The sequence below is a fragment of the Stenotrophomonas riyadhensis genome (genome assembly GCF_040256885.1).
GTDB lineage: Bacteria > Pseudomonadota > Gammaproteobacteria > Xanthomonadales > Xanthomonadaceae > Stenotrophomonas > Stenotrophomonas riyadhensis.
Genome location: NZ_CP155568.1, coordinates 1,719,534 through 1,738,487, shown reverse-complemented (window position 1 = coordinate 1,738,487; position 18,954 = coordinate 1,719,534). Strand labels below are relative to the sequence as shown.

The 18,954-nt window shown below is 66.6% G+C and carries 15 protein-coding genes; 3 read left to right on the top strand and 12 right to left on the bottom strand.

Annotated elements, in window-relative coordinates; all coding sequences use genetic code 11:
* Positions 1-477, top strand: a complete 477-nt coding sequence (locus tag SriyCCGPB3_RS08200; RefSeq protein WP_153855118.1) for a hypothetical protein — start codon at positions 1-3, stop codon at positions 475-477.
* Positions 478-555: 78 nt separating this feature from the next.
* Here the strand turns inward: SriyCCGPB3_RS08200 and SriyCCGPB3_RS08195 are convergent, their stop codons facing one another.
* The 6 genes from SriyCCGPB3_RS08195 to SriyCCGPB3_RS08170 all read right to left on the bottom strand — a co-directional run bounded on the left by SriyCCGPB3_RS08195 (position 556) and on the right by SriyCCGPB3_RS08170 (position 8,370).
* Complete coding sequence (locus SriyCCGPB3_RS08195; protein WP_110711946.1) at positions 556-1,980, bottom strand: efflux transporter outer membrane subunit; 1,425 nt, start codon at positions 1,978-1,980, stop codon at positions 556-558.
* On the bottom strand, positions 1,974-2,711 hold the full coding sequence (locus SriyCCGPB3_RS08190; protein ID WP_110711945.1) for an SDR family oxidoreductase: 738 nt from the start codon (positions 2,709-2,711) through the stop codon (positions 1,974-1,976). The genes SriyCCGPB3_RS08195 and SriyCCGPB3_RS08190 overlap by 7 nt, the downstream gene beginning before the upstream one ends.
* A gap of 63 nt (positions 2,712-2,774) precedes the next feature.
* A complete protein-coding gene (locus SriyCCGPB3_RS08185; RefSeq protein ID WP_350260070.1) occupies positions 2,775-5,945 on the bottom strand; it encodes an efflux RND transporter permease subunit in 3,171 nt (1,056 codons plus the stop codon).
* Between the two features lie 112 nt (positions 5,946-6,057).
* Positions 6,058-7,284 carry an efflux RND transporter periplasmic adaptor subunit gene (locus SriyCCGPB3_RS08180; RefSeq protein WP_110711943.1) on the bottom strand — a complete coding sequence of 409 codons (1,227 nt, stop codon included), beginning with the start codon at positions 7,282-7,284 and terminating at the stop codon, positions 6,058-6,060.
* A 91-nt stretch (positions 7,285-7,375) separates the two neighbouring features.
* Positions 7,376-8,146 (bottom strand): SDR family NAD(P)-dependent oxidoreductase, encoded by a 771-nt coding sequence (locus SriyCCGPB3_RS08175; protein ID WP_110711942.1) that lies wholly within the window; start codon positions 8,144-8,146, stop codon positions 7,376-7,378.
* The gene (locus tag SriyCCGPB3_RS08170) at positions 8,143-8,370 is read right to left on the bottom strand and encodes a hypothetical protein (RefSeq protein ID WP_110714299.1); all 228 of its coding nucleotides are present in this window, start codon (positions 8,368-8,370) and stop codon (positions 8,143-8,145) included. Before SriyCCGPB3_RS08170 ends, SriyCCGPB3_RS08175 begins: the two co-directional genes overlap by 4 nt.
* A gap of 147 nt (positions 8,371-8,517) precedes the next feature.
* Between SriyCCGPB3_RS08170 and SriyCCGPB3_RS08165 the strand changes: the two genes are divergently transcribed.
* On the top strand, positions 8,518-9,549 hold the full coding sequence (locus SriyCCGPB3_RS08165) for a LysR family transcriptional regulator (protein ID WP_005409107.1): 1,032 nt from the start codon (positions 8,518-8,520) through the stop codon (positions 9,547-9,549).
* A gap of 705 nt (positions 9,550-10,254) precedes the next feature.
* On the opposite strand, the gene SriyCCGPB3_RS08160 is transcribed toward SriyCCGPB3_RS08165, so the two are convergent.
* Together SriyCCGPB3_RS08160 and SriyCCGPB3_RS08155 are read right to left on the bottom strand one after the other, a co-directional pair.
* On the bottom strand, positions 10,255-10,950 hold the full coding sequence (locus SriyCCGPB3_RS08160; RefSeq protein WP_010484399.1) for an OmpA family lipoprotein: 696 nt from the start codon (positions 10,948-10,950) through the stop codon (positions 10,255-10,257).
* Positions 10,951-11,089: 139 nt separating this feature from the next.
* Positions 11,090-12,505, bottom strand: a complete 1,416-nt coding sequence (locus SriyCCGPB3_RS08155) for a cryptochrome/photolyase family protein (RefSeq protein WP_180854945.1) — start codon at positions 12,503-12,505, stop codon at positions 11,090-11,092.
* Positions 12,506-12,614: 109 nt separating this feature from the next.
* On the opposite strand from SriyCCGPB3_RS08155, the gene SriyCCGPB3_RS08150 reads away from it, so the two are divergent.
* Positions 12,615-13,199 (top strand): hypothetical protein, encoded by a 585-nt coding sequence (locus SriyCCGPB3_RS08150; RefSeq protein ID WP_350260069.1) that lies wholly within the window; start codon positions 12,615-12,617, stop codon positions 13,197-13,199.
* A gap of 19 nt (positions 13,200-13,218) precedes the next feature.
* Here the strand turns inward: SriyCCGPB3_RS08150 and SriyCCGPB3_RS08145 are convergent, their stop codons facing one another.
* Genes SriyCCGPB3_RS08145 through SriyCCGPB3_RS08130 form a run of 4 tightly spaced genes read right to left on the bottom strand, consistent with a single transcriptional unit; the run spans position 13,219 to position 18,857 of the window.
* The gene (locus SriyCCGPB3_RS08145; RefSeq protein ID WP_350260068.1) at positions 13,219-13,833 is read right to left on the bottom strand and encodes an inorganic diphosphatase; all 615 of its coding nucleotides are present in this window, start codon (positions 13,831-13,833) and stop codon (positions 13,219-13,221) included.
* Between the two features lie 10 nt (positions 13,834-13,843).
* Entirely contained in the window at positions 13,844-15,211 is a 1,368-nt protein-coding gene (locus tag SriyCCGPB3_RS08140; RefSeq protein ID WP_153855121.1) for a purple acid phosphatase family protein, read from the bottom strand.
* Entirely contained in the window at positions 15,208-16,323 is a 1,116-nt protein-coding gene (locus SriyCCGPB3_RS08135) for a phytase (protein WP_350260067.1), read from the bottom strand. Before SriyCCGPB3_RS08135 ends, SriyCCGPB3_RS08140 begins: the two co-directional genes overlap by 4 nt.
* Positions 16,323-18,857 (bottom strand): TonB-dependent receptor, encoded by a 2,535-nt coding sequence (locus SriyCCGPB3_RS08130; RefSeq protein ID WP_433963294.1) that lies wholly within the window; start codon positions 18,855-18,857, stop codon positions 16,323-16,325. The genes SriyCCGPB3_RS08135 and SriyCCGPB3_RS08130 overlap by 1 nt, the downstream gene beginning before the upstream one ends.
* Between the last annotated feature and the right edge of the window lie 97 nt (positions 18,858-18,954).

Genomic DNA, 18,954 nt, shown 5'->3' with positions numbered 1-18,954 from the left:
ATGCGCACCCTGCCCCTGCTTGCCCTGCTGTGCATGCCAGCCCTTGCGGGCGCGGCGACCTCGCGTCATGCGTCGGCACAGGTGAAGGATCAGCAAGGCACGCCCTGCGTGACGGTGGGCGATGAGCGTGCGCCAGTGACCGTGGACCACGTGCAGCTGTTCGAGCGCAGCGCTGGTCGCGAACGACCGTTGGCTACCGCCGAGCTTGGCGGCGACGGCCAGACACTGGCACCGGGCCACTGCCTGCGCCTGGACGAGCAGCCTGCGCTGCGCGGCGTCGCGCTGTCGCCCGGCCAAGCCTATGGCGTGGTGCTGGTATCGTCCGTACCCGGCCCGGAGGGTCCGTCACGGCGCTGGTACCGCGGCCTGTTCTGCGTTGTGGGTGAAGGCGCGCAGCGCCACGTGCTGCCCCTGCGGGATACCCCACGCGAGCGCCAGAAGGACCTTGCCGCCTGCCAGCTGCGGCAGGCCCCCTGACCCGCATCGCTGCAACAGGAAGGCCGGTACCGGCATTTCGCCCGTACCGGCCCAGGGCCTACTGGCGGAGCGTTGCGCTCAGCGCGCGACCGCGACGCTCGGCGCCGCCTGCGGCGCCTGCCCCCAGCCACCCAGCGCCTTGTACACACCGACAACGCTGACGTTGACTTCGGATTCGGCCGCAGCCAACGCATCATCCGCCGCCAACTGCGTCCGCTGAGCATCCAGCAGGGTCAGGAAGTCCTCCGAGCCCTCGCGATAGCGGATCTGCGCCAGCGATTCGGCACGCCGTGCCGCCTGCGCCTGCTCGACCACGATCGCCAGCCGCGCCTGCTGCTTGGAATAGCGGGTCAGCGCGTTCTCGGTGTCTTCCAGGGCCAGCAGCACGGCCTGCTCGTACTGTGCGGCCACGCCCTCGGCCTCGGCCTTGCTGGCACGCAAGCGTGCGCGCACGGTGCCGAAATCAAAGGCCGCCCAGCTCAGCGACGGCGTCAGCGACCAGGCCTTGTTGTTGCCATTGACCAGGCCACTGGCATCGCCGCCCAGGAACCCGACAAAGCCGGACAGCGACAACCGCGGGAACAGATCGGCGGTAGCCACGCCCACGCGTGCGGTGGCAGCGGCCAGGCGACGTTCGGCCACGCGTACGTCGGCGCGCTGGCGCAGCAGTTCGCGGGTATCGCCCAGCGGCAATGCCTTGGCGAACGCCGGTACCTCATGCGGCGCGAGCATCTCGGCCAGCACTTCCGGTCGCTGGCCGAGCAGCACCGCCAGTCGGTTGCGCGACTGCGTCTCGGCGACTTCCAACAATGGAATGTCGGCCTCGATCGCCTTCAGGCGAGCCCGGCTGCTCTGCACGTCCAGCTCGCTGCCGGCGCCCAGTTCCCAGCGTGCCTCGGTCAGCTTCTGCGTATCACGCAGGTTGACCAGGGTGTGCTGGGCCACGGCGATGCGCTTCTGCGTGCCGCGCAGCTCGAAGTAGTTGCGCGCCACCTCAGCGGCGACCAGCACCTGTGCGTCGGCCAGGTTGGCCTGCTCGGCGTCGAGGTCGGCGCGCGCGGCTTCTGCAGCACGGCGCTTGCGGCCGAACAGATCCAGCTCCCAGCCCGCGTCGAAACCGAGCTGGTAGCTTTCACTGAACACCCGCTGCCCACCCAGCTGCGGATCGGGTTGCTTGCGGCGGTCGTAGCTGCCACCGGCGGTGATGTGCGGGGCCTGGTCGAAACGGCTTTCGACAAACACCGCGCGGGCCTGGCTGACACGGGCCACGGCCACGCGCAGGTCCAGGTTGTCCGACAGTGCACCGTGCACCAGTTCTTCCAGCACCGGATCATCGAACTGCGCCCACCAGCTGGCCACCGGCGAGGTGGTGCTGAACACCGGCTGCTGTGCGCCCTGCAGGACTACCGGTTCCTGCACCGGTGCCTTGTAGTTCGGGCCGACGCTGACACAACCTGCCAGCACCAGGCTGGAGACGGCCATCGCCAATGTGCGGATCACCATGGCAGCACCTCGCCCAGGTAGGTGAAGCTGCCGTTCGGGCCTTCGTGGCCGACCAGGGCCATCTGCACGCTGGAGCGCGCGCCCTCGGCGATTTCGATCTCGCCGTGGCCACCGTTCATGTCGGTTTTCACGTAGCCCGGATGCACGGTGTTGACCTTGATCTGCGTGCTGCGCAGTTCGTGTGCCAGCGCCAGGGTCCAGCTGTTCACCGCGGCCTTGGAAGCGTTGTAGGCCGGGATCTTGAAATCGTAGATGCCTGATGCCGGGTCGGCATGCAGGGTCTGCGAACCGAGGATGCTGGAGACATTCACGATGCGGCCGGCCTTGGCCTGCTGTAGCAACGGCAGGAAGGCCTGGGTCACCGCTACCAGCGCATAGACGTTGGTGTCGAAGGTGCGGCGCCAGGTGTCCAGCGATTGCTCGGACGGCCGCTGCGCCGGATTTTCCAGCAACACACCGGCGTTGTTGACCAGGATGTCGAGACGGCCATGGCGCTCGCGCACCTGCTGCACAGCCTCGGCGATGCTGGCGCCATCGGTAACGTCCAGCTGCAGCGCTTCCACTGGCAGGCCCTCGGCCTGAAGCTTCAGCGCCTGCTCCACGGCGGTTTCGCGCTTGCGGCCGGCCAGCAGCGTATGCACGCCGGCCTGGGCCAGCTGGCGCACGGTCTCGGCGCCGATGCCGCGGGTGGCGCCGGTGACCAGCGCGATCTTGTTCTGATGGGTGTTCATGGATTCTTGCCTCGTGAGGGGGAAGCCGCCGCCGGCAATGGCCGGCGGCGACGGGGTTCCATGTCAGTGGTGGATGGTCGGCTCGCCGTGCTGCACCAGCTGGCCACCACCGTTGCGGGTGACGAACTTGCGCAGGGCCACGTAGAACACCGGGGTGAGGAACAGGCCGAACAGGGTCACGCCCAGCATGCCGGCGAACACGGTGATACCGGTCACCGAGCGCACCTCGGCACCCGCACCGTGCGACAGCACCAGCGGTACGGTGCCGGCGATGAACGCGATGGAGGTCATCACGATCGGGCGCAGACGCAGGCGGCAGGCTTCCAGCGCAGCTTCAACGATGCCCTTGCCGCCCATCTCCAGCTCTCTGGCGAATTCGACGATCAGGATCGCGTTCTTGCACGCCAGGCCCATCAGCACCACCAGGCCGACCTGCACGAACACGTTGTTGTCGCCTCCGGTCAGCCACACGCCGAACAACGCGGACAGCAGGGTCATCGGCACGATCAGGATCACCGCCAGCGGCAGCGACCAGCTCTCGTACAGCGCGGCCAGCACCAGGAAGGCCAGCATGATCGCCACCGGGAACACGATGAAGGCGGCCTTGCCCTGGGTTGCCTGCTGGTAGCTCAGGTCGGTCCATTCGGTGGTCATGCCCACCGGCAGCACCTTGCCGGCGATCTCGGTCAGCTTGTTCATCGCCTCGGCCGAGGACAGCAGGCGCGGGTCGGCTTCACCGGCCAGGTCCGCGGCCGGATAGCCATTGAAGCGCAGCACCGGGTCCGGGCCGAAGGTCTGCTTGATGGTGACCATCGAACCGATCGGCACCATCTCGCCGCGGTCATTGCGGGTACGCAGCTTGCCGATGTCCTCGACCGTCTCGCGGAACGGACCGTCTGCCTGGGCGATCACCTGCCAGGTACGGCCGAACTGGTTGAAGTCGTTGACGTAGGCCGAACCGAGGTAGGTCTGCAGCGTGTCGAACAGCTCGGTGAGCTGCACGCCCTGGGCCTTGGCCTTGACGCGGTCCACCTCGGCATCCAACTGCGGCACATTGGCCTGGTAGCTGGAAATCGGGAAGGCCATGCCCGGGGTCTGCGCAACAGTGCCCTGCATCGCCTGCACGGCATTCTGCAGCGCGCCGTAACCCAGGTTGCCACGGTCCTCGATGAACATCTGGTAGCCGTTGCCGTTGCCCAGGCCGAGGATCGGCGGCGGCATCATCGCGAAGGCGAAGCCTTCCTGCAGGCCGGCGATCTTCTGGTTGATCTCGGCATTGATCTGCGCGGCGGTGCGGCCGTGGCGCTCGGCGAACGGCTTGAGCGGAATGAACGCCACACCGGTGTTCGGCGTATTGGTGAACTGCAGCGCGTTCAAGCCCGGGAACGAGATGGTGTGGGCCACGCCATCGGTTTCCTGGGCGATCTTGGCAACCTTGCGCAGCATTTCATCGGTACGCGCGATCGACGAACCCTCCGGCAGCTTCACGCCGGCGATCAGGTACAGCTTGTCCTGGGTCGGGATGAAGCCCGGCGGCACCAGCTTGAAGATCACGCCGGTACCGACCAGCAGGATCGCGTAGACCATGAACACCGCGCCACGACGGCCGAGGATGCGGGCCACGCCACGCTCGTACTTCTCCGAGCTGGACTTGAAGAAGCGGTTGAACGGACGGAATACCCAGCCGAACAGGCGGTCGATCAGGCGGCTCGGGCCGTCCTTCGGCGCACCGTGGGCCTTCAGCAGGCGCGCGGCCAGGGCCGGCGACAGGGTCAGCGAGTTGATCGCCGAGATCACCGTGGAGATGGCGATGGTGACCGCGAACTGCTTGTAGAACTGGCCAGTGACACCCGACAGGAACGCCATCGGCACGAACACGGCACACAGCACCAGCGCGATCGCGATGATCGGGCCGGACACCTCACGCATGGCCTGGTGGGCCGCCGCGGTGGGCGACAGGCCTTCCTCGATGTTGCGCTCGACGTTCTCCACCACCACGATCGCGTCGTCGACCACGATGCCGATCGCCAGCACCAGTCCGAACAGGCTCAGCGTGTTGATCGAGAAGCCCAGCAGGTACAGCGCGGCGAAAGTACCGACCACCGACACCGGCACCGCGATCAGCGGAATGATCGACGCACGCCAGGTCTGCAGGAACAGGATCACCACCAGCACCACCAGGGCGATCGCTTCCAGCAGCGTGGAGACCACGGCCTTGATCGAGTCACGCACGAAGATGGTGGTGTCATACACGGCTTCGTACTTCACGTCGGCCGGCATGGTCTTCTGCATCTCGTCCATCGTCGAGATGACCTGGTCACGGATCTCCAGCGCGTTGGCACCGGGCGACTGGAAGATACCGATACCGACCGCGTTCTTGCCGTCCAGCTGCGAGCGCAGGGTGTAGTCGCCGGCGCCCAGTTCCAGGCGGGCAACGTCGGACAGGCGCACGATCTCACCGTCCACACCGCTCTTGAGCACGATGTCGCCGAATTCCTTTTCGGTCTTCAGGCGGCCCTGGGCGTTGATCAGGGTCAGGAACTGGCTGTTCGGCAGTGGCTCGGCACCGAGCTGGCCGGCCGAGACCTGCACGTTCTGCTCGCGCATCGCACGCACCACGTCGCTGGCGGTCAGGCCACGCGAGGCCACCTTGTCCGGGTCCAGCCAGGCGCGCATGGCGTAGTCGCCACCACCGAAGATCTGCGCGTCACCCACGCCCGGAATGCGCGCCAGCGCATCCTTGACGTGCAGGCGGGCATAGTTGCGCAGGTACAGGGTGTCGTACTTGCCTTGCGGCGAGGTCAGGTGCACCACCATCAGGAAGGTCGGTGACTGCTTCTGCGTGGTCACGCCCTGCCTGCGCACGTCCTCGGGCAGGCGCGCCTGCGCCTGCGCCACGCGGTTCTGCACCTTCACCGCCGCTGCGTCCGGGTCGGTGCCCGGGCGGAAGGTGACGGTCATCTGCAGCACGCCGTCCGAGCCGGCGACCGACTTCAGGTACATCATGCCTTCGACGCCGTTGATCGCCTCTTCAAGCGGCGTGGCGACGGTCTCGGCAATGACCTTGGGGTTGGCGCCCGGATACACCGTGCGCACGACCACCGACGGCGGCACCACTTCCGGGTACTCGCTGATCGGCAGGATCGGAATCGTGATCAGGCCTGCGGCGAAGATCACGATCGACAGCACCGCCGCGAAGATCGGCCTGTCGATGAAGAAACGGGAAAAGTCCATGGAGGAATTCCTGGGAAAGGCATTCGGCGGGCAACAGCCTCCCTGCCCCTCGCCGAGATGACGAAGGCAGGGAAGGCTGCCGCTGGCGCCGGCAGCTAAGCGGGGACGCGGATCAGTGGTTCAGCGCGGCGGTGGCATCGCGGCCCGGTGCCGGCGCCGCGGCCTGTGGCTGCATCGCCACGGCCTTGGCCTGCACCGGCATGCCCGGCATGAAGACCTTCTGCACGCCATCGATGATCACCTTGTCGCCGGCGGCCAGGCCGTGCTCGACGATACGCAGGCCGTCGGCGGTGCGGCCGAGCTGGATGTCCCGGCGCTGGGCCTTGCCATCCTTGTCGACCACGTACACGTACTTGCGGTCCTGGTCGGTCAGCACGGCCTTGTCGTCGATCAGCAGGGCCTGGAATTGGCCGCTGCCGAGCAGCTGCACGCGGGCGAACAGGCCCGGGGTGAACTGGCGGTCGGCGTTGTCCAGCAGCGCGCGGACACGGATGGTGCCGGTGCTGCGCGCCACCTGGTTGTCGAGGAAGTCGACCTTGCCGGAGTGCGGGTAGCCCTCTTCACCGGACAGGCCGACCTTCACCGGCAGGTCGCTGTCACGCTCGCTCGGGCGCTCGCCCTTGCGCGCCATCTGTGCGTAGCGCAGGAAGGTGCTTTCGTCGGCATCGAAGTAGACGAACACGGTATCCAGCGAGACCAGCGTGGTCAGCACGCTGGCGCTGTCGCCGGCGGTGACCAGGTTGCCGGCGGTGACCATCGCGCGGCCGGCGCGGCCGTCGATCGGTGCACGCACCTTGGTGAACTCCAGGTTGAGGCGGGCCGCATCCAACGCAGCCTGCGCCGCCTGCACGGCGGCACCGGACTGGTCGGCGGCAGCGCGACGCTGCTCGGCGGTCTCGGTGGAGATCGCCTGCTGCTCGGACAATCGCTTGGCACGCTCGGACTCGCTGCGGGCCAGCGTCGCCTGGGTGCGGGCGCGGGCGAGTTCGGCGGCGGCGCGATCGTACTCGGCCTGGTAGCTGCGCGCGTCGATGGTGAAGAGCACTTCGCCCTTCTTCACTTCCTGGCCTTCGACATAGTTGACCTTGTCGATGTAGCCGGACACGCGCGGGCGCAGTTCAACGCTCTGTACCGCTTCGACGCGGCCGCTGAACTCGTCCCATTGGCTGACCTGCTTGACCAGTACCGGCGCGGCACTGACCTGCGGCGGCGGCGGTGCACCGGCTTCTTCGGCATGGCCGCCGCTGCAGGCTGCAAGCACGGCCGCGGCGAGGATCGACACGCCGACCATCGCGATGCGATGGCCGAAACGATGTGGGGTGGTGTTGGGGGAAGTCATGGCATGCATCCGTACGGAGGGGTGGTACAGCTATATGAGAACGTGTTGCAAAAATCGGCGGCGCATACTGCGACCTCAACCTTGGTCGAGGTCAAGCAACGCCTGCGGTGTCGCGCCAGAGCGGAGGAATTTCCAGGTGCAGGAGACCGCGCGGCAGTTCGGCATCGCTGCTGTCACAGCGGACGATGGCGCGGTTGTCGCGACACCCATCGAGCAGCGAGACCACGCGGCGACCGACTAGCAGCGAGCTGGGCCACTCGATGCAGGCGTTGGCCGCGTTGGCTGGGGTGCACACCGGGCTGCAGACTTCCAGCATCTGCGCGCGCACGCCCAGTGCCTGGGCTTCCTGGTGCACCACCTGCGCGTACATACGCAGCGCGGCAGTGGTGATCGAGGTTTCGCCGTAGCCCGCCCATGGCTTGGCATTGGCCGGACTGCCGATCATCACGTAGCGGCGCGCATGCACGTTGTCCTGCAGCAGCGGCAGCAGATGACGCACTGCGTGCACGTGCGGCATCAGGTCGGCCTGCATCGCACCGAGCAGCTCGTCGCCGTTGCGGTCAGTCACCCGGCCGCGACGGTAAGGGCCGCCCATTGCGGCGATCACCGCGGCCAGCGGACGCGGGCGATGCGCGATGCGTTCGGCCAGTGCCCGCGCCGAGCCATCATCACTGAGCGAACCCAGCACGGTTTCCAGGCCCGGCTCATCGGCGAACTGCTCATGCAGCGCCGCCAACCGGCCCGGATCGCGCCCGACCACCAGCACCGGGCTGCCGGCCTCCAGCAGGGCGCCGACCACGCCCTGGCCCACGGCACCGGTGCCGCCGAGGACCAGAACTTCGGGCGTCAGTATCCCATTCACGGGACATTTCCTCCCAAATCCGGGATAGTCCCAATTCGACGCAGCCGGTCACCCTTGTGCGGAACCAGGCGGATGGCACCGCCACGCTGTTGACGCATGGGCGCGGTAAACTCCCGGAAATCCTTGTGCACCAAGGAACTCGGACGGGCTTCAACGGTCATCGCCAGGTCCAGGGTACTCTGGCCGGCGTTCCGGAGACGGGCAAGAATGTTGCGCAGGCTCATGGCGAACGGGCTCCAAATAACGAATGGCGCCACGATAGACCTCAAACCTTTACTTGATTAGTCCTGATTAAGGGGAATAATCATCCCGCTCCCGGTCCAATCGTTCTGTCACGATTGTCCCATCCCCGACGTCCAGGATCCCCGACCATGTCCCACGATCTCAACGAGACGCTGATCTTCGTCAAAGTGGTCGAGCAAGGCAGCTTCATTGCCGCTGCCAAATCGCTCGGCCTGCCCAAGACCACGGTCAGCCGCAAAGTGCAGGAGCTGGAAACCCGCCTGGGTGCGCGACTGCTGCACCGGACCACCCGCCGCCTTGGCCTGACGGAGGCCGGCTCGATCTATCACGAGCACTGCCAGCGCATCGCACGCGAGCTTGAAGAAGCCGAGAGCGCGGTAAGCCAGCTGCAGTCCGGTCCGCGCGGCTGGCTGCGCTTCACTGTGCCTTACTCGATCGGCATCACCTGGATTGCGCCGCTGCTGGGCCAGTTCCATGCGCAGTATCCAGAGATCCGCTTGGACATGCACATGGGCAACGAGAAGCTGGACCTGATTGCAGGTGAGGCGGACCTGGCCCTGCGCGTGGGTGCCCTGCCCGATTCCAACCTGGTGGCGCGCAAGCTGGGCAGCCTGCGCACGCAGGTGTTCGCCAGCCCGGCCTACATCGAACGCTATGGTGAGCCGCTGCACCCGGAAGAGCTGCAGTTCCATCGCATCCTGGCGATGCGCAAGCCGTACCACACCGGCAACTCGCCGCGCTTCACCTGGCAGCTGGGCGAGAACGGCGGCGAGCTGCGTGACTTCCCGGTCACCCCGCTGATGACCGCCAACGACATGTCCGCGCTCAATGGTGCGCTGGTGTGTGGCGAAGGCCTGCTGTTGACCGGCGATGTGATGGCCAAGCCGTTCGTTGAGTCGGGCATGGTGCGCCGTGTGCTGGCTGGCTGGACCGGGCCGGAAGTGGACTTCAACGCCGTGTTCGCCGGTGGCCGCCTGGTCTCGCCGAAGGTGCGGGCGTTCGTCGACTTCCTGGTCGAGAAGCTCAACTTCGACGCCAACTACATGCTGGCGCAGTGCCCGGGCGCGAAGCTGGCGCAGCAGCAGAAGGAAAAGGAAGACGCCGCGCTGGAAAGCAGTGGCAAGCGCATCCTGGAGAAGGTCGCGGCTTCGGCGGCGTAATCCACAACGATGCCGTGCGCCAATTTCCTGCTAGATGCCGACCTTGGTCGGCATGGCTTTCCACATGGGCTGTCGGTGTGCCGAGCAAGCTCGGCACCTACAGAAAATGCCGCCTGCAAGGGCGGCATTTTCGTTCCGGCTGCGTGGCTTTTGGTAGATGCCGACCTTGGTCGGCGCCGTTCGGAGAAACCGCGACCGGAAGCGCTGTCGGCGTGCCGAGCAAGCTCGGCACCTACAGAAAATGCCGCCTGCAAGAGCGGCATTTTCGTTCCGGTTGGGTGGCTTCCGGTAGATGCCGACCTTGGTCGGCGCCGTTCGGAGAAGCCGCGACCGGGAGCGCTATCGGCGTGCCGAGCAAGCTCGGCACCTACAGAAAATGCCGCCTGCAAGGGCGGCATTTTCGTTCCGGCTGCCTGGCTTCCGGTAGATGCCGACCTTGGTCGGCGCCGTTCGGAGAAGCCGCGACCGGGAGCGCTATCGGCGTGCCGAGCAAGCTCGGCACCTACAGAAAATGCCGCCTGCAAGGGCGGCATTTTCGTTCCGGCTGCCTGGCTTCCGGTAGATGCCGACCTTGGTCGGCGCCGTTCGGAGAAGCCGCGACCGGGAGCGCTATCGGCGTGCCGAGCAAGCTCGGCACCTACAGAAAATGCCGCCTGCAAGGGCGGCATTTTCGTCCCGGCTATGCCGGAACCGTAACGCTACGCGTTACTGCTTCAGGGGAATCACGCGGATCTCGACGCGGCGGTTCTTGGCGCGACCGGCATCGGTGCTGTTGTCGGCAATCGGGTACGACTTGCCGGCGCCCAGCGTTTCGATACGCACGCTCTGCACGCCCTGGCCGATCAGGTACTGCGCGACCGAGTCGGCGCGTTCCTTGGACAGGCGGTTGTTGACCGCGTCGCTGCCGATGCTGTCGGTGTGGCCAACCACTTCGATCATGGTCTGGTTGTAGTCACGCAGGGTGCCCGCGACGCCATTGAGCGAGCCGTAGAACTGCGGCTTCAGGGTCGACTTGCCGAAGTCGAACGTGATGCCATCCGGCAGGTTCAGCATGATATTGTCGCCCTGGCGCTGCACATCGATGCCGGTGTTGGCCGTGCGCTCGCGCAGTGCGCGTTCCTGGCGATCCTGGTACTGGCCGACAGCGGCACCGCTGAGTGCGCCGATACCGGCACCGATCAGCGCGTGCTGACGGCGTTCGGTAGCGCTGTCGCCCGTCAGCAGGCCAGCGGCCACACCGATGGCGGTACCGATCAGTGCATTGCGGCCGGTGCGGTTCTGCTGCTCGGTCGGGTTGCCATACTGGTCACTCTGCACATAGGAGCCGCCGGTGGCGCAGGCCGACAGGACGGCCGCACTCATCAGGGCCAGCGCGACGTTGCGGGTGGTGTTGCGGATCATGGGGTTCTCCTTGGTTTCCGATCGGCCGGCGGCTTGCGGGCGCAAAGAGAATAAACAGCCCGATGCGATGCCGGAATGATGATCCGGCACGCCGACAGGGCCGCGTTCAGCTAACTGACCGGATCGCTCAGCCCGCACTTTACCCTGCTCCCGACTGCCGGTAGGCAGCCAGCGCGGCATCGCGGCCGGCGGCCAGATCCACCAGCGGGGTGCGCGGATAGCCCGGGGCATGCGCCGCCAGCAGCAGCGGATGCTGCCAGGGTGCGAAGCGTGCCTTCACCGGCAGCGCCGCCAGTTCCGGCACCCAGCGGCTGATGTAGCGGGCCTGGGGGTCGAACTTCTCGGCCTGGGTGACCGGATTGAACACGCGGAAATACGGCGCGGCATCGGCACCGGTTCCAGCCACCCATTGCCAGCCCATCGTGTTGTTGGCCAGGTCGGCATCGACCAGCGTGTCCCAGAACCAGCGCGCGCCATGCAGCCAGTGCGCGCGCAGGTGCTTGCACAGGTAGCTGGCCACGATCATCCGCACCCGGTTGTGCATGTAGCCGGTGTGCCACAGCTCACGCAGGCCGGCATCGACGATCGGCACACCGGTGTTGCCGCGCTGCCAGTCGTGCAGCTGTACGGCGCTCGGCGTGGCCCATGGGAAACGGTCAAAGCGCGGGTTGAGGTTGTCGGTCGGCGTCTTCGGGAAGTGATGCAGCAGGTGATAGGCGAAATCACGCCAGCCGAGCTGGCGCAGATAGCCGTCGATGTCGGCGTCGGTGCCGGCACTGCGCAGTCCTTCCAGCGCGTGGGCGATGCGCCACGGCGCGATCTCGCCGAAATGCAGGTGCGGCGACAGCCGCGAGGTACCGACCCGATCCGGCAGGTCGCGCTGCTCGCGGTAACCGCGCAACGCGCCGTCCTCGAACACGGAAAGTGCTTCCAGCGCACCAGCCTCGCCCGGCTGCCAGTGCTCCCAGAAGCCGGTATCCCAGTCCAGCGTAGGCGCCAACCGCAGCTCGTCCAATGCGAGGCTGTCGGCGGTGTGCGCCGCCAATGCCTTCGGCGCGGCCTGCAACGCGGGCAGGCGCCAATGACTGAGCACGTTGCGCCAGTACGGCGTGAACACCTTGTACGGCTGGCCCTGCTGGGTGGCGATGTCCCACGGCTCGAACAGCAGGCTGCCATTGCAGCTCTGCGCGTCGATGCCCTGCTCGCGCAGCGTACGCTTGATGGTGGCGTCGCGAGGCTGGGTGGCCGGCTCGTACTTGCGGTTCCAGTACACCGCCTCGGCGCCGGTCTGCTCGATCAGCAACTGCAGGGTCGGCAGACTGTCACCACTGCGCAGCACCAGCGACGAACCGCGCACGCGCAGGTCGGCATCCAATGCGCCCAGTGAACGATGGCGCCACGCATCGGAGGCCGCGCCAGGCACCCACTCGCCTTCCTCGTGCGGCGCATGGATGTAGACCGGCACCACGTCGTGGCCCGCGTCCAGCGCGGCCTGCAGGGCCGGATTGTCCTGCAGCCGCAGATCGCGGCGGAACCATACCAACGCTACCGACACATGCACCGCCTTCGTTGTGGAAGGCGGATATGATAGCCAGCGGCGGTGAAGGCGTTGCACGCAGACGCCGTCTGCTAGGCTGCTGGGCCGCTCCTCGTTGGACCCCGCCATGGATGAATTGCACGCCTCATTCGCCCGCTTCGGGCTGCTGCGGGCCCAGCACGAAGGTGACTGGCAGGGACCGTTCCCGTTACCACCGGTGCTGGCGTGCTTCTACGCGCAGGTGGGACCGCTGGGTCAGGAGATCAATGCGAAGGTGGGCAACTCCGGAATCACCATTCCGGGCCTCGATGTCTGGATACCGCCGCTGCGACGCGTGTGGAGTCACCAGGCCGGCTATCGCTGGCATGGCATCAGCGGCGATCCGATCAACGACTGGCCATCGAACTGGCTGGTGATTGCCGATCGCGGCGCTGATCCGTTCATCCTCGACCTGGACGACGGCCGTGTGCTGTTCAGCCACCACGGTGCCGGCCTGCTGGATGCCGGCGAGATCACTACCGATGTGCCGACCTTGATGGCGGCTCTGGCTGCTGCAGGCACGGTGTACCTCGATGCCGGCGATGACCTCTACAACGACGATGACGATGGCGGCATCCGTCCTGAATACCAGGAGGCAGCCGTACAGGCGGTGGCCCGGGTACTGGGCGACCGCATGCAGGCCGAGTCGTTCATCGAGACGTTGCTGGAGTGAATCCACGCATGGCGTGGATCTACTTTTTGAACCGCTCCATCGCTTCACTGATCAGCGCGCGGGCTTCGGCGGCATTGCCCCAGCCGTTGAGCTGCACCGGGTTGCGAGCGGCCGGCAGGTCCTTGTAGACCCGGAAGAAGGCTTCGATGCGCTGGCGCTCGACCTCCGGCAGATCCGCCAGGTCACGGATGCTGGCGTAGGTCGGGTCGACCGTGTCGGTCGGCACGCCGATGATCTTCTCGTCGTGCTCGCCGCCATCGATCATCTTCAGGTAACCGATCGGCCGGAAGCGCACGATCACACCCGGATGCAGGGGCTCACGGGTCAGCACCAGCGCATCCAGCGGATCGTTGTCACCGGCCAGGGTGCGCGGCATCGAACCGTAGTTGGCCGGATAGGCCACCGGCATCGACTGGAAGCGGTCCACGTGCACCAGACCGTCTTCCTTGATCTCGTACTTGGTGAAGCTGCCGGCCGGAATCTCCACCGCCAGATTCACCTCCTGCGGGGCCTGCTTCGGCTGGGCGACCAGGAACGGATGCAGCACGGCATCGGCTGCGGCCACGGCACTGGCCAGCAGCAGCAGGGCAGCACCGATGGCAGCGAGCGGAAGGATGCGACGGGGCGTGGTCATATGCGTTTTCTCACTCCCAGCAGCGGTCGGCACGACCCTTGGCGGTCTGCGCGCGCGGGCAGTCGCGTGGCGTGATGCGGCCTTCGGTCAGCTCCGTGCGCTGCTTGCCACCCTTGGCATCACGGCGCAGTTCGAAGGCATCGTAAAGACGGCCGGTCACGGTACGTGCTTCATAGCGCAGGTGTTGCGGGTCGATGTTCAGCACCTGGAACAGCTGGGTATCTTCGGCCACCGGATCCATCGTCCTGCGGGCTTCGTCGGAAAGGCGGTACTGCTTCGGCCCGGCCACGGTCACCACGTACTGCGGCGTCGCAGCCTGCCCCTCGCCACGACGGCCATAGGTGTGATCGTGGCCCTGCAGCACCAGATCGACGTTGTGGCGGCGTACCACCGGCAACAGCACGTCACGCAGCGCGGCGTTCTCGCGCCCTTCGCGCGGCGAGTAGAACGGCTGGTGCAGCAATACGATGGTCCACGGCTGCGGGTTGCCGGTCAGAACCTTGTCCAGCCACTGTGCCTGCGCCTTGGCCGTGCCGAGATCGAGTGCCGAGGTGCCATCGACCACCGCCACGCGCACGCCCTGCGCGTCGAACCAGTAGCTGGTCTGCTGCGCGGCGGCGGCGCCATTGCCCGGCAGCGCGAAGGTCACCGGCCAGTGTCGGCCCAGCGCGCGGCGCTCCTGCGGGGTGTCCTCGAATTCCTCGAAGTACTCGTGGTTGCCGATGGCCGGGGCCACCAGCGTTTCCTGCGCCAGCCAGCCGGAGGCGGCAAACCACTCGCCCCACTCGCTGTCATCCATGTTGTCGCCGCCGCTGACCAGGTCACCGGCGAACAGGCTCACCCGCGCCTGCGGTGCAGCCTTCTGCGCGGCACGCACCACGCGGCTGACATGGCTGACGTTCTTGTTCTGGGTATCACCGAAGTACAGCAGGGTCAGCGGCTGGTTGGCCGCGGCCAGCGTACGCAGCTGGTTCCAGGCACTCCAACTGCCATTGCCCTGCACGCGGTAGACGTACTGGGTGTCCGGCTGCAGGCCGCTGATGTCGGCACGATGGTGATGCGACAACCCGTTCTCCGTCTGCAGCGCGCGGGTCGTTGCGCGCACCTGGCGGATGCCCTCGATGGCCGGCGAATCCCCGGCCAGGGCGATTTCCAGCAGCGGCGCCTGCACGCTGCCATCGGTACGCCAGGCCACGGCGAAACCGTGGCTGGGATCCACCGCCGGCGAGGCGACGATGCGGTCCGGCACCGTCGTCGCTGCGTAGTGGCGGCTGCCCGCCGGCACTTGGGTATTCGGCTCGGCCGCCGCGAACGACAGCGACGGCAACGCCAGCAGCAGGCCCAGCGCCAGCGCGCGCATCACGCACTGCCGGCTCATGCGCCACACTCCAGCGGCAGCGCGAGCTGCTTGGCGATGCTCTCCCAGTCGAAGGCCACCACGCCCTGGTCGTCATGCACCGCATACAGCGCACCGTGCGGGAAACGCGTGCTGGGCTGCTGCATCATCCAGATGCCATCGGTGTTGGCCACGGTGTTGCCCTGGAACGCGCCGACCGGCTTCAGCGTATGCCGGTCGAACAGGTGGAACACGCTGCGTTGCTTGCCCTGCTCGGTGGTGATCCACCAGCCGTCCTTGCCGCAGGTGCGCAGGGTCACGCCTTCGGCCTGCGCCTTGAACACGTCGCGGCCGAACGTGGTGCCGGTGAAGCGTCCGGCCAGGGTGTAGACCTTGAACTCGCTGGCGTAGCTCTCGTCCTCTTCGGCGATCAGCAGTCGGTCGTTCTCGGGGTCGCCCCAGATCGACTCGACCACGCGCAGCGCACCGGCTTCGGTGGTATCGCCGATGCTGGCCACCAGCTTCGCCTCGACCTTCGCGCCGTCGCGGGTCACGTGGTACTGGCGTACGCGCTTGTCCAGCTCGGCCAGCGGCGGCAGGATGTCACGCCCCTGCGCATCCTCGCCGTTGTCCCAGGAATCGGTGACGTAGACGCTGTAGCCATCGGCACGGCGGTCGACCCACAGCCCGTACGGCTTGCGCAGGTCGTCCGCAGCGAACGTCGCCAGCGGCACGAAGTCCGGCAGGCTCAGCACCTGCACGCGGTGATTGTCGCGCTCCACGATCCACAGCAGGTCGTCGATCACCGCGATGCCGTTTGGGCGGTCGAACTGCCCCGGTGCGGTGCCGCTGCTGCCGACGTCACGCAGGTGCTGGCCGGTGCTGCCGTCGTAGACCACCAGCTTGTCGGTGGCCTTGGCGGTGGCGATCAGCCACAGCGCGCCGTCCGGCGCGCGCCAGGCCGCCGGCGAGTCGATGTTGTCGGCCGGGGTCATCGGTGACAGGAAGGCTTCGGCGATGGTGGTCACCGTGCGCGCGCCCCCGGCTTTCGCTGCCGTGGGGGCCGCGGCCGGATCGTTGCTGGTCGCCGGCGTACAGCCGGCGGCCAGGGTCGCCGCGAGCGCGACCGCCAGGACGGTGATGCCACGCCCCATCACAGTGCCACCTTCAGGCCGAGCGCGTAGGTACGACCGTATTCTTCCATCTGCAGGGTGCGCGAGCGCGTGCCCTGGTACAGCTCAAGCGGCTTGTCCAGCAGGTTCTGTGCTTCGAAATACATGCTCACCCGCGGGGTGAACTTGTAGTCCAGCGAGAAATCGAGCTGGGTGTTCGGCGCAACGAAGATATCGAAGGCACGGCCGGCACCAAGGGTATCCAGGTACTCACTGCGGTGCACGGCCGCCACACGGGTGCTCAGGCCATACTTCTCATAGCCGATGTGCGCGCTGTACACGTTCTTCGAGGCACGCGGCAGGGTGAAGTCCTCACCGGCGCGCTTGGCCAGGCCCGGGTCGAAATCAGTGTCCAGCCAGGTGCCGCTGGCACCCACCAGCAGGCCATCCCAGCCGGTCGGCAGGAACGACAGCTGCTGCTGCCAGTTGAATTCGGCGCCGCGCACCTTGGCCTTGTCGCCATTGATCGAGGTCACCACCGGCAGGCCGTCGTAGATGCCGTCGGTGCCGCCCTGTCGGACCTGCACGATGTAGCCGTCGATCGACTTGTGGAACACGCCCAGCGAGAGGATGCCGCTGTCGCCGATGTACTTCTCCACCGACAGGTCGATATTGGTCGACTCGTACGGATCCAGCTCCGGGTTGCCCAGGCGCACTTCATTGTCGTTGCGGGCCAGGCCAATGCGCGGCGAGGCATCGCCGAAGCCCGGGCGGGCCACCGTCTTGTTGGCGGCGAAGCGGAACACCCAGTCGTTGCTGGCATCGTAACGCAGGTGCAGCCCCGGCAGTACGTTGTTGTAGCTCTTGCTGGCGGTGACCCGGGTCGCGGTGTAGGAGCGCCCGTCCTTGGCCACGTCCACGCGATTGCCGGTGGCGCTGAAGCGGGTGTTCTCCACACGCACGCCGCCGATCACGCGCAGCGCACCGATGTCCCAGGTGCCCATCGCATAGCTGGCGAACACGTCTTCGCGCGCGGTGTAGTCGCCTTCCAGAGACGTCGCGGCGTTGCCACCGACGTCCTGCGGACGGGCGCTGTACTCGCCACTGTGCTGCGACCAGTAGCTGCGCATCGCCGACGAGTCCATGCCCTGCCCCATCGGGCCATGGCGGTGTTCCGGCGAACCGGTGGTCCAGTCGCTGAGCTTGATCGCGGGGCCCACGCGCAGCGACGCCTCATCGACGTTCACGTCACGGTCGCGCCAGCGTCCGAGCAGGCCGAACTTGTAGCTGCTGTTGTCGCCGTCGAAGCGGATGTTGACCTGCGCGCTGCGCTCCTCGTCGTCCACCTTCTTCGGCTTGGCCACCACACGGTCGAACTTGTAGTTGGCGTTGTCCAGCCACTGGTCGTTGTCGAAGGTGTAGGTGGGCAGGCGGCTGCGCTGGTCCAACGTGCCATTGAAGGCCTTGCCGTTGAGCTTGAAGCGCGACTCGATCTCGTCGTCCACGCGTTCTTCGGTGCGGGTATAGCCGATCTTGTAGTCCAGCACCGCGTCGGTCAGCGTGTTCTCGCCACCGAGGCTGGCGGCAAAGGTGTTCTCTTCCTTGGTGCGGTAGCGCATGCGCTTGTCGATCGAATCCTTCGGCATGCCGGCCAGTCGATACTGGTCGGTGCCGGTGGCGATCATGTCGGCGTTGTTGAAGTTGAAGATCACGCGCTGGCGGGTTTCGGCATCGTCGAACTGGCTGTACAGCGTGCGCAGGTAGTAGCGACTGTCCTCGTTCGGGCGCCAGTCGAGATTGAGGTTGGCGCCGATGCGCTTGCGCTCGATCTCATACTTGCGGTTCTGCAGGTTCAGCGCGGTGATTTCGCCTGGGCGGGTGGTGGTCAGATCCTTGTTGCCGCTGACATCACCGTATTCCACTTCGCTGTTGTCCGATTCGAACGTCCGCTTCTGGTAGTTCACGCCGGCGGCGATGCCGAAGGTGTTGTTGAACACTTCGCTGTAGTTGAAGGCGGCCTTCGGGCTGGTCTCGCCCGAAAGCTGCTGGTGGCTGCCTTCGATCTTCGCGCGCAGGCTGCGGCCATCACGATCGAACGCCGAAGCGGTCTCGACCAGGATCGCGCCACCGATGGCATCACCCGGCATGTCCGGGGTCGGCGATTTGACCACGCGCAGGCGCTCGGTCGAATCGGACGGGATCACGTCCATCGGTGCGGCGCGGCTGGAGTTGTCCGGGGTGCCGATGGCGATGCCGTCGACGCTGACGCTGTTGAGGTTGGCATCCAGTCCGCGCACGACCACGTAGCGGCCTTCGCCCTGGTCGCGGGTCACACTGATGCCCGGCAGGCGCTGCAGTGACTCGGCCACGTTCTTGTCCGGGTACTGGCCCAGGGCATCGGACGACACCGCGTCTTCGATCGCGTTGCTGCTGCGCTTGAGGTCGACCGCACGGATCTGCGCCTCGAGCTGGGCGCGCACTTCGATGCGGTCCAGATCGACCGCATCGGCGGCCACGGCGCCGGTGGCGGCAATCGCCTGCTGCCCGGCGGCATGCAGCGGTGCTGCGGCCCCCATCGCCAGGGTCAGGGTGATGGCAACGGCCAACGGAGTCTTGATATGCACTGGGAATCCCCATTCCTGTTAAGAATGGGTCTGCACGGTATGTCCGCAA